This is a genomic window from Pseudomonas sp. S150 (assembly GCF_004526365.1).
Classification (GTDB): Bacteria; Pseudomonadota; Gammaproteobacteria; order Pseudomonadales; family Pseudomonadaceae; genus Aquipseudomonas; species Aquipseudomonas putida_A.
Genome location: NZ_CP038207.1, coordinates 5,112,548 through 5,126,928, shown reverse-complemented (window position 1 = coordinate 5,126,928; position 14,381 = coordinate 5,112,548). Strand labels below are relative to the sequence as shown.

At 61.5% G+C, this 14,381-nt stretch carries 11 protein-coding genes and 2 pseudogenes; 8 read left to right on the top strand and 5 right to left on the bottom strand.

What is annotated here, in order from left to right:
* Positions 1-61: 61 nt before the first annotated feature.
* The 6 genes from E3Z29_RS23745 to E3Z29_RS23720 all read left to right on the top strand — a co-directional run bounded on the left by E3Z29_RS23745 (position 62) and on the right by E3Z29_RS23720 (position 6,157).
* Complete coding sequence (locus E3Z29_RS23745; RefSeq protein WP_134787094.1) at positions 62-1,717, top strand: AMP-binding protein; 1,656 nt, start codon at positions 62-64, stop codon at positions 1,715-1,717.
* Positions 1,718-1,748: 31 nt separating this feature from the next.
* Entirely contained in the window at positions 1,749-2,192 is a 444-nt protein-coding gene (locus tag E3Z29_RS23740; RefSeq protein ID WP_134787093.1) for a hotdog fold thioesterase, read from the top strand.
* Positions 2,193-2,467: 275 nt separating this feature from the next.
* Entirely contained in the window at positions 2,468-3,274 is an 807-nt protein-coding gene (locus E3Z29_RS23735; RefSeq protein ID WP_134787092.1) for an alpha/beta fold hydrolase, read from the top strand.
* Positions 3,271-4,125 (top strand): alpha/beta hydrolase, encoded by an 855-nt coding sequence (locus E3Z29_RS23730; protein ID WP_134787091.1) that lies wholly within the window; start codon positions 3,271-3,273, stop codon positions 4,123-4,125. Before E3Z29_RS23735 ends, E3Z29_RS23730 begins: the two co-directional genes overlap by 4 nt.
* A 115-nt stretch (positions 4,126-4,240) precedes the next feature.
* Positions 4,241-5,047 (top strand): DUF4892 domain-containing protein, encoded by an 807-nt coding sequence (locus E3Z29_RS23725; protein WP_103368735.1) that lies wholly within the window; start codon positions 4,241-4,243, stop codon positions 5,045-5,047.
* Between the two features lie 69 nt (positions 5,048-5,116).
* Positions 5,117-6,157: an AI-2E family transporter gene (locus E3Z29_RS23720; RefSeq protein WP_027612318.1), complete on the top strand. Its 1,041-nt coding sequence runs from the start codon at positions 5,117-5,119 to the stop codon at positions 6,155-6,157.
* 219 nt (positions 6,158-6,376) lie between these two features.
* Here the strand turns inward: E3Z29_RS23720 and E3Z29_RS23715 are convergent, their stop codons facing one another.
* From E3Z29_RS23715 to E3Z29_RS23695, 4 genes are all read right to left on the bottom strand, one after another.
* Positions 6,377-7,633 (bottom strand): IS256 family transposase, encoded by a 1,257-nt coding sequence (locus E3Z29_RS23715; protein WP_256662045.1) that lies wholly within the window; start codon positions 7,631-7,633, stop codon positions 6,377-6,379.
* Between the two features lie 545 nt (positions 7,634-8,178).
* Positions 8,179-9,024, bottom strand: a complete 846-nt coding sequence (xopAW, locus tag E3Z29_RS23710) for an EF-hand domain-containing protein (protein WP_134787090.1) — start codon at positions 9,022-9,024, stop codon at positions 8,179-8,181.
* A 235-nt stretch (positions 9,025-9,259) separates the two neighbouring features.
* Complete coding sequence (locus E3Z29_RS23700) at positions 9,260-10,309, bottom strand: HAMP domain-containing sensor histidine kinase (RefSeq protein ID WP_134787089.1); 1,050 nt, start codon at positions 10,307-10,309, stop codon at positions 9,260-9,262.
* Positions 10,309-11,070: a response regulator gene (locus tag E3Z29_RS23695; RefSeq protein ID WP_371260451.1), complete on the bottom strand. Its 762-nt coding sequence runs from the start codon at positions 11,068-11,070 to the stop codon at positions 10,309-10,311. The genes E3Z29_RS23700 and E3Z29_RS23695 overlap by 1 nt, the downstream gene beginning before the upstream one ends.
* A 247-nt stretch (positions 11,071-11,317) precedes the next feature.
* Here E3Z29_RS23695 and pyrF point away from each other — a divergent pair.
* Positions 11,318-12,056: pseudogene (gene pyrF, locus E3Z29_RS23690) on the top strand (orotidine-5'-phosphate decarboxylase).
* Positions 12,057-12,197: 141 nt separating this feature from the next.
* On the opposite strand, the pseudogene E3Z29_RS23680 reads toward pyrF, so the two are convergent.
* A pseudogene (locus tag E3Z29_RS23680) lies at positions 12,198-13,203 on the bottom strand (NADP-dependent oxidoreductase).
* Positions 13,204-13,442: 239 nt separating this feature from the next.
* Here E3Z29_RS23680 and E3Z29_RS23675 point away from each other — a divergent pair.
* Entirely contained in the window at positions 13,443-14,204 is a 762-nt protein-coding gene (locus E3Z29_RS23675; RefSeq protein WP_027612323.1) for an SDR family oxidoreductase, read from the top strand.
* Positions 14,205-14,381: the final 177 nt, after the last annotated feature.

The following is a 14,381-nucleotide window of genomic DNA, read 5'->3' as shown; positions in this document are numbered from 1 at the left end:
AACCAAGCACTTGCTTGGTTGACTACGCTTGCTCCAGACCCAAAAAACAGGAGCGAGTCGCATGTCTGCCGCCTTCCGTTTGCCGCTGGATATGTTTTACGAGCGTGAGGCCCGGCACCCGCGCCAGCGTTTTCTGGTGCAGCCCATCGGTGGCGGGCAGGTCGAGACCCTGACCTGGGCCGACGTCGGTCATCAAGCGCGTTGTGCCGCGCATTGGCTGCGCGCGCGGGAATTACCGCAGGGCAGCCACATCGCGCTGATCTCGAAAAACTGCGCGCACTGGATCATTGCCGATCTGGCGATCTGGATGGCCGGGCACGTCTCGGTGCCGCTGTATCCCAACCTGACCGCCGACTCGGTGAATCAGGTGCTGACGCATTCGGAAAGTGTGCTGGCGTTCATCGGCAAGCTTGATGACTGGCCGGGCATGTCGGTCGGTGTACCGGCGGATTTGCCGACCATCAGCCTGCCGCTGCACCCGCCCGGCGAGTTCGATTTTAGTTGGGATGACCTGCAAAAAAGCTCGCCGATCCAGGACAACCCGCGTCCTGCTGCCGAGCAACTGGCAACCATCATCTACACCTCCGGCACCACCGGGTTGCCCAAAGGCGTGATGCACAGTTTTGCCAATCTGGGGTTCGCCACGACTCGCGGCACGCAACTGTTCGGGCTTAACGAGCAAGACCGGCTGCTGTCGTACCTGCCGCTGTGCCATGTCGCCGAACGCATGTTCGTTGAGCTGGCCTCGATCTACACCGGGCAAACCGTGTTCTTTGCCGAAAGCCTCGACACCTTCATCACCGATCTGCAGCGGGCGCGGCCCACGGCGATGTTCGGCGTGCCGCGGATCTGGACCAAATTCCAGATGGGCGTGTACGGCAAGATTCCGGCTAAACGCCTGGATTTCCTGCTCGGCCTGCCGTTCCTTGGCAAGCGGGTCGGGCACAAGGTGCTGGCCGGCCTGGGTCTTGATGCCTTGCGCGTCGCCCTGTCCGGCGCGGCACCGGTGCCGCAGACCTTGCTCAGTTGGTATCAGAAACTCGGCCTCGATGTGCTGGAGGTCTATGGCATGACCGAGAGTTGCGGCTATTCGCACATCTGCCTGCCGGGCCAATACAAACAGGGCTGGATCGGCAAACCGTGCCCGGAGGTTGAGGTGCGGATCGACGAGTCCGGCGAGGTGCAGGTGCGCAGTCAGGCGAACATGCTCGGCTATTTCAAGGAGCCGCAGAAAACCGCCGAGACCCTCACCGAGGACGGCTTCCTGCGTACCGGCGACAAGGGCGAGCAGGATGCCGAGGGGCGCTTGCGCCTGACCGGCCGGCTCAAGGAAATCTTCAAGACCAGTAAAGGCAAATACGTCGCCCCGGCGCCGATTGAAAACCGGCTGGCGGTGCACTCGCGGATCGAACAGGTCTGTGTTGTCGGCGATGGCCTGAGTGCGCCGCTGGGCTTGTGCGTGCTCTCGACGGTCAATCAGGACGAAGGGCGGGCCAGTCTGCATTCGAGCCTGGAAAAACTGCTCGAAGAGGTCAACGCCGTGCTCGACAAACACGAGCGCCTGCGCCGGCTGGTGGTGGTCAAGGACAGCTGGGCGGTGGAAAACGGTTTTCTCACGCCGACCTTGAAGATCAAGCGCAACGTCATTGAAGACACCTACGGCGCGCGGTTTGAAGAATGGAGCGCGCGCAGCGAGGCGGTGCTGTGGCAGGATTGAGTGACCACCAAAACAACAAAGGAAGCCAGCGATGAGCTTGTGGCGCACCACTCCGAACATCGAGCAGTTGAACGCAATCCAGAAAAACACCATCGGCGAAGTGCTGGATATCCGTTTCGAGTCCTTCGACGAGGAATCGCTGACGGCGAGCATGGTCATCGACCACCGCACCCACCAGCCTTACGGTCTGCTGCACGGCGGCGCCTCGGTGGTGCTGGCGGAAACCGTCGGTTCGATGGCCAGTTATCTGTGCATCGATGCCAGCAAGTTCTACTGCGTGGGGCTGGAGATCAATGCCAACCATTTGCGCGGTTTGCGCAGCGGGCGGGTGACCGCGGTGGCCAAACCGATTCACATCGGTCGCACCACGCATGTCTGGGACATCCGCCTGACCAGCGATGAAGGCAAGGCCAGTTGTGTGTCGCGTTTGACCATGGCGGTGGTGCCATTGGGCGAGCAGCCGCCCTCACCCTAACCCTCTCCCGGGGGGAGAGGGGACTGATCGGGCTGGATGTTCGAGTTGCGCCGACCTGAGCTATCGAGCCGAGTTCAGGTTTTGAAATTCATGCAGATCAGCTCCCTTTCCCCCTCGCCCCCTTGGGGGAGAGGGTTGGGGTGAGGGGGAAGCGATCTCCCTGAAACACCATCATGCTGTCCGGACTGTCATCATTCCTGGCAGTTACGGTCATTGCTGCGGGGCGCGGTCTTGCGGACAATCAGCGGCATGTTTCCGCTCATGGATAAACCTGCATGTCGCAACCGATCTTTTTCGCCCACGCCAACGGGTTTCCTTCGGGCACCTATGGCAAGTTGTTCGCGGCGCTGGCGCCCGAGTATCGGGTCGCGCATCTGGAGCAGCATGCCCATGACCCGCGTTTCCCGGCGGACGACAACTGGTACAACCTGGTCGACGAACTGATCCACCATTTACAGCAGCAGGATCAACCGGTGTGGGGCGTCGGCCATTCGTTTGGCGGTGTGTTGCACCTGCACGCGGCGTTGCGTTGCCCTGAGCTGTATCGCGGCGTGGTCATGCTCGACTCGCCGGTGCTGACTCGCACAGACCAGTGGGTGATCCGCGCGGCCAAGCGCTTCGGCTTCATCGACAAACTGACCCCGGCCGGACGTACGTTGGGGCGGCGCGAAGAGTTCGCCGATCTCGACACGGCGCGCAGCTATTTTGCCGGCAAGACCCTGTTTCGCGGTTTCGATCCGGAATGTTTCGATGCCTACCTGCAACACGGGCTGCATGCGGTCGGCGACAAGCTGCGTCTGCGCTTCGACCCCGCCACCGAAATCAGTATCTATCGCGGCGTGCCGCACACCAGTCCGGGCCGCACGCGCCAATTGCAGGTGCCGCTGGCCGTGGTGCGTGGCCACAAGAGCCGCGTGGTCATGCGTCATCACAGCCGATTCGTCGGGCGCCTGCCGCAGGGTGAAGCGCTGAGCATGCCCGGCGGGCACATGTTCCCGCTCGAGCGTCCGCAAGACACGGCGCGCCTGCTCAAAGAGCTGTTTACGCGCTGGGAGCGCCGCCAACAGAAGGATTGCGCATGAACCCGACCTTCGAAGAAGTGCGCCTGAGCCTGCCGCATATCGAACTGGCGGCGCACTTGTTCGGTCCCGAGGACGGTCTGCCGGTGATTGCCCTGCATGGCTGGCTCGACAACGCCAACAGCTTTGCGCGCCTGGCACCCAAGCTCAAAGGTTTGCGCATCATCGCCCTGGACATGGCCGGGCATGGGCATTCCGGGCATCGACCGAATGGCGCCGGTTATGCGCTGTGGGACTACGCCCATGACGTATTGCAGGTCGCCGAGCAACTGGGCTGGAAACGCTTCGGTCTGCTCGGGCATTCGATGGGCGCGATCGTTTCGCTGGTGCTGGCCGGCTCGTTGCCAGAGCGCATCACTCATCTGGCATTGATCGACGGGGTGATTCCTCCTACGGACAAAGGCGAAAATGCTGCCGAGCGCATGGGCATGGCCCTGCAGGCGCAACTGGATCTGCGCGAAAAGCGCAAGCCGGTCTACAACACCCTCGACCGCGCTATCGAAGCACGGATGAAGGGCTTGGTGGCGGTCAGTCGCGAAGCCGCCGAACTGCTGGCGCAACGCGGCCTGATGCCGGTGCCCGGCGGTTATACCTGGCGCACCGACAATCGCCTGACCCTGCCGTCGCCGTTGCGCCTGACGCAGGAGCAGGCGATGGCTTTCGTCCAGCGCATCACCTGTCCGGCGCAACTGGTGGTGGCCGCCGACGGCATGCTGGCCAAACATCCGGAGTTGCTGGAGCGGCTACCCTTTAGCCAGGAACAGCTGGCGGGCGGGCATCATTTGCACCTGAACGATGAGTCCGGTGCCGACCTTGTCGCAGACTGTTTCAATCGCTTCTTCGCCATTCCTTGACTTGCACCGGGCAACTGTCGAGGCTGGGCGGGTTGAAATGGGAGACAAACACGATGGATTTCTATACCGCTGCGCCCCCGACCCGCCAAGCCATGCCGATCCGATGAGCCTGACTATGCGGTCACTCAGTCTGTTGGCGCTGTGCTGTTTCAGTTCCGTTTCGTTCGCCGCCGACGTGCCCGGCAGCCAGGATTTGCAGATCGTGCCGCGTCTGGCCGATGCGCAGATCGTCGACTATCGCCCTCCTGTGGAGCTTGAGCGGATCTATCCGCTGGGCTCGATCCGCAAGATCAGCGGCCAGTTGCGCTTTGACGGTCAGGTCACGGCGCGCGGCCAGACCACTTCGGTCACCTACGAGTTGCCGCCTGAGCATTCCGCCACCGAAGCCTTCACCGCCGCCCGCGAAGCCCTGCAAAAGCAGGACGCCGAGTTGCTGTTCTGGTGTCAGGCCCGTGATTGTGGCGAAAGCAGCCTGTGGGCCAATGAAGTGTTCGGCAACTCCAAGCTGTACGGTGCCGATGAGCAACAGGCCTATCTGCTGTTGCGTCTGGCCGCACCGAAGGACAACACCCTGGTCGCGCTCTACAGCATCACCCGCGGCAATCGCAAAGCCTACCTGCATGTCGAACAGTTCGAAGCGGGCGCGCCGCTGGGCGTGTTGCTGCCGACCTCGGCCACGCTGTTGCGACAGCTCAAAAGTACCGGTGAACTGGACTTCCCCAAGCTGACCGGCGATCCGGATGACACCTGGTTACGACTGATTTCCCGTGGCTTGAACCTCGACACCACCCAACGCGTGACGATTGCCGGACCCAAGGCCGAGGCCTGGCGTCAGGCGCTGATCGGTCAGGGGGTACGGGCGGCACGGATGGAGGCGGGGAGCGCCGACGGCTCTGGCCTGCGCATCGATCTGTTGCGGTAAGCTGCATCGGGCGTGCACGCGCGGCGTGTTCGCCTACTCTTTGACCGACTGACTTCTTCGAGACTGTACATGCTCAATAACGATCGGCTGTTGGTGCAAATCCTCCTGCTGGTGCTGTTCGGTGCCAGCCTGTGGGTGATGGCGCCGTTCTGGTCGGCGCTGTTCTGGGGCGCGGTGCTGGCGTTCGCCAGTTGGCCGCTGATGCGGCTGCTGACCCGCTGGCTCAATGGCCGCGAATCACTCGCCGCAGCTATTCTGACCCTGGGCTGGATGTTGCTGGTGGCGGCGCCACTGGTGTGGCTCGGGTTCAACCTGGCCGATCACGTGCGCGATGCCACGGCGTTCATCAAGGATGTGCAGGTCGATGGTCTGCCGGAGGCGCCGGTCTGGCTCGGCAGCGTGCCGTTGGTGGGCGAGCGGCTGGTGGGTATCTGGAACAGCATTGATCAGCAGGGCGCAGCGCTGATGGTGTCGATCAAGCCGTATCTGGGGCAGGTGGGTAACTGGCTGTTGGCACGCAGTGCGCAGATCGGCGGCGGGATTCTCGAGCTGACCTTGAGCATTGTCTTCGTGTTCTTTTTCTATCGCGACGGGCCGCGCTTGGCGGCGTTTGTTCACGGTCTGCTGCAGCGGCTGATCGGCGAGCGTGCCGGGTATTACATCGAGCTGGTGGCCGGCACCGTGCAGCGGGTGGTCAACGGGGTGATCGGTACGGCGGCGGCGCAGGCGGTTCTGGCGTTGGTCGGGTTTTTGATTGCCGGGGTTCCGGGGGCGCTGGTGCTGGGGATCGTGACCTTCCTGTTGAGTCTGATTCCGATGGGGCCACCGTTGGTGTGGATTCCGGCCACGGCCTGGCTGGCCTGGAAAGGTGAATACGGGATGGCGGTGTTTCTCGGGATCTGGGGGACGTTCATCATCAGTGGCGTGGATAACGTGTTGAAGCCTTATCTGATCAGCCGCGGGGGGAATCTGCCGTTGGTGATTGTGTTGCTTGGGGTGTTTGGCGGGTTGATCGCTTTTGGGTTTATCGGGTTGTTTATCGGGCCTACGTTGTTGGCGGTGGCCTATAGTTTGTTGACGGATTGGAGTAAGAGTCAGGCTCGGGTTTAGGCGCCTTGGCTTTTTTGGGGTTGTGGGCATATCCGTTGGTTTGGGTGTGGCGGCTGGCGGTTTCGCCCTTACGGCGAGTCACTTTTTACAAACGCCTAAAAAGTAACCCAAAACGCTTGCTCCTACGTTCGGCCCGCTCGCTGGGGCTCGGGGTCCCTGAGAGTGTCAGATTTTTTGTGTGCGGGCCGGTAATGGCCTGCCGTCAGGCAGGCCTTCATTTCACCAGTTCGGCCTGATGAATCGGTCTCCATATAAAACCGCAAACTGATTCATGGCGCTTTTCCAGTCATGGGCGGCGCTGCCCCAGTTGGCGGTGATGTTTTTCAGCGCCAGCCAGATCAGTTTTGTCGCCGCCTCATCGGTTGGAAAGTGGCCTCTTGTCTTGATGATCTTGCGTAACTGCGAATTGATGCTTTCGATCGCGTTGGTGGTGTAGATCACTTTGCGTATCGCGGGGGGAACACGAAAAATGGGATAACCCGCTCCCAGGCGCGTCTCCAAGCCGCCGCTATCGTCGGATACTGCTTGCCCCACGGCCCCGCTTCGAAGGCGTCCAGAGCCTGTTCGGCGACATCGGCATTGAGAGCTTGAAATCGGCTTAAGGGCCTTGGCCAGTTCACGGCGCTTGTCCCACGCCGCGTAATCAAGGCTGTTGCGGATCAAATGGACGATGCATGTCTGCAGCGTTGTCTCTGGAAACACCGCACTCAAAGCCTCCGGCATACCTTTGAGCCCGTCAGTTACCGCGATCAGCACGTCTTCGACGCCCCGGGTTTTGAGGTCATTGAAGACCTTCATCCAGAACTTGGCACCTTCAGTGTTCTCGATCCAGATCCCCAAAATATCTCGGGTCCCATCCGGCAGCACGCCCAGAGCCAAGTAGATGGCCTTATTGCGAACCACGCCTTCGTCACGGATCTTGACCCGCAGAGCATCGAAGAAAATGACCGGATACATGGGCTCAAGCGGGCGTTGCTGCCAGGTACTGACTTCCTCCAGAACCGCATCGGTGACGGAGCTGATGAAGTCATGAGAGACATCTGTGCCGTACTGTTCCGAGAGGAAAGCACGAATCTCGCGAACGCTCATGCCACGGGCATACATGGCGATGATTTTGTCGTCGAAACCCGTGAAACGGCGCTCGTGCTTGGGGATCAGGATCGGGGCGAAACTGCCGTCGCGGTCTCTGGGAATATCCAGACGCAACGGGCCGTCTTCGGTCAGCACGGTCTTGCTGCTTCTGCCATTACGCTGATTACTCGAATCCTCAGGGCGCTCCGCGCCCTGAGGATAACCAAGGTGGTGCCCCATCTCGGCGCCAAGGGCTCGCTCGATCAGCGCTTTCTTAAACGCCATCGCGGCATCCTGAATAGCGTCGGCACTCATCGGGCCGCTGACGAACTGGTCGATCAGCTCTTGGGGAATGGAAGGAAGGTCACGCTGGGCCTCTCGGGCCGGTCTCTTTTTGGTCGGCATACATGCACCTCTGCGACATGTTATGCCCGAACACAAAATTTATGACACTCCCGGGTCCCTTCGCTCCGGGATTGATCCGGGCGCAGCGCCTACGGTTTGCTTCGCTGCACCTCCTCTCGCTGTGTTTGGCTTCGCCAAACGGTCGCTGCGCTCCCACCCCCGGATCAATCCCTCCACTCAGCCTTCCGATGTCGCCCGTAGGTCAAGATCAAGAGCTTTCGGCGAGCTGACACTCGGCCATTGAGTGGGGCGGCTTCGCCGCGTGCGGTGCATACAGTTAAAAATTGTGGGAGCCAGCCTGCTGGCGATGGCGGCCTGACAGCCGACCAATTTCCAACTGACCACCCCCAATCCAACTGTGGGAGCGGGCTTGCTCGCGAAGGCGGCCTTATAGCCGAACAATCTCCAACTGAATGCACTCCATCCAATTGTAGGAGTGAGCCTGCTCGCGAAGAGGCATATCAGGCAACCAGCTTCTCACGGCCACACCCAAATGACCGTTCCCACACCACTGCATGGAAACGATCACTCATCACCCCATCAACTCAAGTCGCCACATTCAGGTATTTGCCCACCGGCGCAGCATTGTCCAGCGAGTACTGCTTGCTCAAGTTGGCAATCATCCGGTTCAGCGCTTCGCTGGTGGTCTGGGTACTGGTGGTCTGATCTTCGGGCGGGCGTTCCCGACCTGCCTGTAGCGCCGCTTTCAGTTCGTCGCTGCTCACGCCGCCACTGCTGTCGCTGTCCAGTACCTTGAGCAATGCAGCGCTGGTATCAGTGCTACTCATCGAGGCGCTGTCGCTGCTTTGCAACGCGCTGCTCAGTTCGGTCTCGCTGATGCTGCCGTCACCATCGGCATCCAGTTGGCTGAACAGTTCGTCGCTGGAGGCTTGTTGCGGGGGCGGAGGTGGTGGGGTGAGGCTGGCGGTGAGTTCGTCCTGGCTGACGGTGCCGTCCTTGTTCTTGTCCAGGGCCGAGAAGATTTGGTTGCTGTCGGCGCTGCTGCCGGCGCTGGTCAGGCCGTTGCGCAGTTCGTCGCTGCTGATGGCGCCGCCGCCATCGGCGTCGAGGGCGCTGATCAGGGCGTCGGCGAGGTCGGTGTTCGGTGCTTGATCCTGCGGAGGCGGCGGAGGCGCCATCGCGGTCATTTCTTCGGCGCTGAGGCTGCCGCTGGCGTCGCTGTCCAGATCACCGAATTGCTTGCTCAGGTTGACCAGCAGGCCATCGTCGGATTTCTGCGACAGGGCACTTTTCAGTTCGTCCTGATCCACCGCGCCGTCGCCGTTGCTGTCGAGTTTGGCGAACAGCTGCTTTTGCAGTTGTTGGCTGCGGGCGTTCTGGGTGCTGCTGGTGCTGGTATAGCTCGTGTAGTTGCTGACGCTACCGATCATGGGCTCACTCCTTGGACTGTAAAGCCGGTGGGTGTACCGGCTTGTGCAGACTCAATGGGCAAGATGTCCTGGGTGTTTTGGCTTTGTACCGGTGGGTATACACGATGGAGTGAACACCACTGAAACCTGTGGGAGCGGGCTTGCTCGCGAAGGCGGCCGATCATTCAACACAGAAGTCGACTGACACACCGCTTTCGCGAGCAAGCCCGCTCCCACAGGGGGATAGGTGTGTTTCTCAGGAGCGCGGTAGGCGGATGATTGCGGTCAGGCCGCCGCCCGGGGTTTCTTCCAGATTCAACTGACCACCCAGACGCTGCGCCGCTTCACGGGCGATGGTCATGCCCAGGCCGACGCCGCCGGAGTTGCGGTTGCGCGAGCCTTCCAGGCGAAAGAACGGTTCGAACACCGCCTCGCGCTTGTCTTCGGCAATGCCCGGGCCGTGGTCGATCACGCGGATCAGCAGTTGCTCGCGTTGATCCTGCAGTTCGATGCGTGCCTGTCCGGCGTAGCGCAGTGCGTTGTCCATCAGGTTGTTGATGCACGAGCGCAGCGCCATCGGCTGCACCTGCAGCGGTGCGCAATGGCCGCTGACTTCAACGTCTGCACCTTGATCCTGAGCGTTCTCGCACAACGATTCGACCAGCGCCTGCACATCCATCAACTGCAACGCTTCGCTGGTGCGCTGTTCGTGCAGGTAGGTGAGAGTGGCGTCGAGCATGCCGATCATGTCGTTAAGGTCCTGGCGCATCTGACCTTGCAGTTTTTCGTCGTCGATCTGTTCCAGGCGCAGCTTCAACCGCGACAGCGGAGTGCGCAGGTCGTGGGAGACGGCGCCGAGCATGCGTGCTCGCTGCTGCACCTGTTCACGAATGCGTTGTTGCATCAGGTTGAAGGTGTTCGCGGCTTGTCGGGCTTCACGCGGGCCGGACTCGTCCAGCGGCGGGCTGTCGAGGTTTTCGCTGAGGCGTTCGGCAGCATCGCTCAGGCGCTGGATCGGCCGGCTGAGCAGTTTGGCGCCGTACCACGCAGCGATCATCAGCGAGATGAACTGGAAGGTCAGCGGCACCAGCGGCCCGCCGAACCACGGACGCGGCGGGCGATGGGCGAAACGCGGATCCGGCGGTGGCCGTTGGCCGTCGACGCCCTCGGCAAATTCCGGCGGGGGCGGCGGTGGGGGTGGCCCATAGTGATGAAACCAGGCAAAGGCCAGCAGGTGCGCCAGGACGATCGCCACGAACAGCATGCCAAACAGGCGGCCGAACAGCGTGTCGAAGCGCGCTCGCATCAGCCGATGTCTCGCGCGTCGAACAGGTAACCTTCACCGCGCACGGTTTTGATCAACTGCGGGGCTTTCGGGTCGTCACCAAGTTTTTGCCGCAGGCGCGACACCAGCAAATCGATACTGCGGTCGAACGCCTCGATCGAACGGCCACGGGCGGCATCCAGCAGTTGTTCGCGGCTGAGTACGCGGCGCGGGCGTTCGATAAAGACCCAGAGCAAGCGGAATTCGGCGTTGGACAGCGGCACTACCAGGCCATCGTCGGCGATCAACTGCCGCAGCACGCTGTTCAGGCGCCAGTTGTCGAAGCGAATGTTGGCGCGCTGTTCGGTACGGTCATCGCGTACCCGACGCAGGATAGTCTGAATCCGCGCCACCAGTTCCCGAGGTTCGAACGGTTTGGCCATGTAGTCATCGGCGCCCAGTTCCAGGCCGATGATGCGGTCGGTGGGTTCGCAGCGGGCGGTGAGCATCAGGATCGGGATGTCCGATTCGGCGCGCAGCCAGCGGCACAGCGACAGGCCGTCTTCGCCGGGCAGCATCAGGTCGAGCACCACCACGTCGAAATGCTCGGCCTGCATCGCCTGACGCATGGCTGCGCCGTCGGTGACGCCGCTGGCGTGGATGTTGAAACGCGCGAGGTAGTCGATCATCAGCTCGCGGATCGGCACATCGTCATCGACGATCAGCGCGCGGATGCTCCAGCGCTTGTCGTCTTTCTGCTCATCAGTCACGGTGGTCTGGGTGTTGTGCATGGGGCTGTTCATCTGCCAGTAGGCCGCCAACCACAAAGATGGGCTGCGAGGTGGTGGTTTCAGCATAGGCGTCCTGCCGTGAGGCGGGAAGTGCTGATGTAAGGACGTGTTGCGGCTGGCGAGGCTAGCGCGGGCGCTTGTTGGCGGCGTGTCGGTTGTGTATCGGGTTCGACACAATAGCCGCGAGCGCTATGCTGATCACGTTTGCGGCGACGATTTACCGATCATCGGGTGCCGCGCTGGCGCCGCTTCCGCTACAATGCGCGCCGATTTCGACTTGCCTGAGAGCCCATCCATGTCCGCCTGCCAGACTCCTATCATCGTCGCCCTGGATTTCCCCACCCGTGACGCCGCACTGAAGCTGGCCGACCAGTTGGACCCGAAACTGTGCCGGGTCAAAGTGGGCAAGGAACTGTTCACCAGTTGCGCCGCGGAAATCGTCGGCACCCTGCGTGACAAAGGCTTCGAGGTGTTCCTCGACCTGAAATTCCACGACATTCCCAACACCACCGCGATGGCCGTGAAAGCCGCTGCCGAGATGGGCGTGTGGATGGTCAATGTGCATTGCTCCGGTGGCCTGCGCATGATGGCCGCCTGCCGTGAAGAGCTTTCCAAGCGCAGCGGCCCGCAGCCGTTGCTGATCGGTGTGACCGTGCTGACCAGCATGGAGCGCGAGGATCTGGCCGGTATCGGCCTGGATATCGAACCGCAGGAGCAGGTGCTGCGTCTGCTGGCTGCGCTGGCCCGAGAAGGCCGGGATGGACGGTCTGGTGTGCTCGGCGCTGGAAGCCACTGCACTGAAGTCGGCGCACCCGTCGCTGCAACTGGTGACCCCGGGGATTCGCCCGGCGGGCAGTGCGCAAGATGACCAGCGCCGTATCCTGACCCCGCGTCAGGCGCTGGATGCCGGTTCCGATTACCTGGTGATCGGCCGTCCGATCAGCCAGGCGGCGGATCCGGCCAAGGCACTGGCGTCGGTCGTGGCCGAACTGGCCTGATCAAACACGCAAGATCCAATAATGTGGGAGCGGGCTTGCTCGCGAATGCGGTGGATCAGTCGAAATTGATATCGACTGATCCACCGCATTCGCGAGCAAGCCCGCTCCCACAGTGCTTTTGGTGTGTTGTCGCGTTAAGTTTCAGACCTTCAGCACCAACTTGCCGAAATTCTCCCCGCTGAACAATTTCATCAGCGTCTCCGGAAAGGTCTGCAGACCTTCAACGATGTCTTCCTTGCTCTTGAGCTGCCCTTTGGCCATCCAGCCGGCCATTTCCTGCGCGGCACCGGCGTACTGCGCGGCATAGTCCATCACCACAAAGCCTTCCATGCGCGCACGATTGACCAGCAGTGACAGGTAGTTGGCCGGGCCTTTGACCGCTTCCTTGTTGTTGTACTGGGCTGATGGCGCCGCAGATCACCACCCGGGCTTTCGGCGCCAGACGGCTGAGCACAGCGTCGAGGATCTCGCCGCCGACGTTATCGAAATACACATCAACGCCTTTCGGGCACTCACGCTTGAGTCCGGCCAGCACGTCTTCGTGCTTGTAATCGATAGCGCCGTCGAAGCCCAGTTCATCGATCAGGTATTTGCACTTGTCGGCACCACCAGCGATGCCGACGACCCGGCAGCCTTTGATCTTGGCGATCTGTCCGGCAATGCTGCCCACTGCCCCGGCAGCTCCCGACAACACCACGGTGTCGCCAGCCTTCGGTGCGCCCACGTCGAGCAGGGCGAAGTAGGCGGTCATGCCGGTCATGCCAAGGGCGGACAGATACACCGGCAGCGGCGCCAGTTTCGGATCGACTTTGTAGAAACCTCTGGGTTCGCCAAGGAAATAATCCTGCACGCCGAGGGCGCCGTTGACGTAGTCGCCGACGGCAAAGCCCGGGTTGTTCGAAGCGATGACCTGGCCCACGCCCAAGGCGCGCATGACTTCACCGATTTCTACCGGCGGGATATAGGACTTGCCCTCGTTCATCCAGCCGCGCATGGCCGGGTCGAGGGACAGGTATTGGTTTTTCACCAGTATCTGACCAGCGCCCGGTTCGCCGACCGGGACTTCCTGGTAGGTGAAGGTCTCACGGGTCGCAGCCCCCACCGGGCGTTTGGCGAGGAGGAACTGGCGATTGGTCTGACTGGTCATGGCAGGCACTCGAACTGAATGAAGCCTTGTTGATAGACCCTCGAGGCCAATGCTGCAAGGTCGGCTGATGTGGCGAATGCGCAATGATCCAGTGCAGTGATAGTGGCCCACAGGCTTTTATCACTGCGACGGATGAAGGCATAAACAGCCTTCTGATAGTGCTGACTCGGGACGGGCCCCGGTGACTATGCTGCGAGTCTGCAAATCCCTCCTGCATCTCTCCCTTCGAGGACATAACAATGAGCATGACGTTTTCCGGCCAAGTGGTCGTAGTCACCGGAGCGGCCAACGGTATCGGCCGGGCGACCGCCCAGGCGTTCGCCGCCGAAGGTTTGAAAGTGGTGGTGGCCGACCTGGACACGGCAGGGGGCGAAGGCACCGTGGCGCTGATTCGTACAGCCGGCGGCGAAGCGACCTTCGTACGCTGCAACGTTACCGTCGAAAGCGAAGTGAAGAATCTGATGGACGAGGTGATCAATACCTACGGTCGCCTGGACTACGCCTTCAACAATGCCGGGATCGAAATCGAGCAAGGCAAACTGGCCGACGGCTCGATGGACGAGTTCGACGCGATCATGGGCGTCAACGTCAAAGGTGTGTGGTTGTGCATGAAGTACCAGTTGCCGTTGTTGCTCGCTCAGGGCGGCGGGGCGATCGTCAACACCGCGTCGGTGGCGGGCCTTGGCGCGGCGCCGAAGATGAGCATTTATGCAGCGTCGAAACACGCGGTGATCGGTCTGACCAAATCGGCGGCGATCGAATATGCGAAGAAGAAAATCCGCGTCAACGCCGTGTGCCCGGCGGTGATCGACACCGACATGTTCCGTCGCGCTTACGAGGCTGACCCGAAGAAAGGCGAGTTCGCCAACGCGATGCACCCGGTGGGGCGCATCGGCAAGGTCGAGGAAATTGCCAGCGCCGTGCTGTATCTGTGCAGCGATGGCGCGGCGTTTACCACCGGTCATTCCTTGGCCGTGGATGGCGGCGTCACGGCTTTCTGACGCCGAGTGGCAATACTCTGGAACCCGCCTCAGTGCGGGTTTTCCTGTTGCTGGGCGCCCGTTCCGTTAAACCGCTAAACAATGTGTATCAAACGGTTAGAACGGCTGCTTTTGACGGCGTTGTCGCACAGCCTGAGCGACGCGGCTGTGATTTACTGCCGCCAGCAAAATGGACAG

What these genes read in the sequence shown, in the direction of transcription:
- E3Z29_RS23745 (WP_134787094.1), top strand. Translation starts at nt 62, where the DNA reads ATGTCTGCCGCCTTCCGTTTGCCGCTGGATATGTTTTACGAGCGTGAG.
- E3Z29_RS23740 (WP_134787093.1), top strand. Translation starts at nt 1,749, where the DNA reads ATGAGCTTGTGGCGCACCACTCCGAACATCGAGCAGTTGAACGCAATC.
- E3Z29_RS23735 (WP_134787092.1), top strand. Translation starts at nt 2,468, where the DNA reads ATGTCGCAACCGATCTTTTTCGCCCACGCCAACGGGTTTCCTTCGGGC.
- E3Z29_RS23730 (WP_134787091.1), top strand. Translation starts at nt 3,271, where the DNA reads ATGAACCCGACCTTCGAAGAAGTGCGCCTGAGCCTGCCGCATATCGAA.
- E3Z29_RS23725 (WP_103368735.1), top strand. Translation starts at nt 4,241, where the DNA reads ATGCGGTCACTCAGTCTGTTGGCGCTGTGCTGTTTCAGTTCCGTTTCG.
- E3Z29_RS23720 (WP_027612318.1), top strand. Translation starts at nt 5,117, where the DNA reads ATGCTCAATAACGATCGGCTGTTGGTGCAAATCCTCCTGCTGGTGCTG.
- E3Z29_RS23715 (WP_256662045.1), bottom strand. Translation starts at nt 7,633, where the DNA reads ATGCCGACCAAAAAGAGACCGGCCCGAGAGGCCCAGCGTGACCTTCCT.
- xopAW (WP_134787090.1), bottom strand. Translation starts at nt 9,024, where the DNA reads ATGATCGGTAGCGTCAGCAACTACACGAGCTATACCAGCACCAGCAGC.
- E3Z29_RS23700 (WP_134787089.1), bottom strand. Translation starts at nt 10,309, where the DNA reads ATGCGAGCGCGCTTCGACACGCTGTTCGGCCGCCTGTTTGGCATGCTG.
- E3Z29_RS23695 (WP_371260451.1), bottom strand. Translation starts at nt 11,070, where the DNA reads ATGAACAGCCCCATGCACAACACCCAGACCACCGTGACTGATGAGCAG.
- E3Z29_RS23675 (WP_027612323.1), top strand. Translation starts at nt 13,443, where the DNA reads ATGAGCATGACGTTTTCCGGCCAAGTGGTCGTAGTCACCGGAGCGGCC.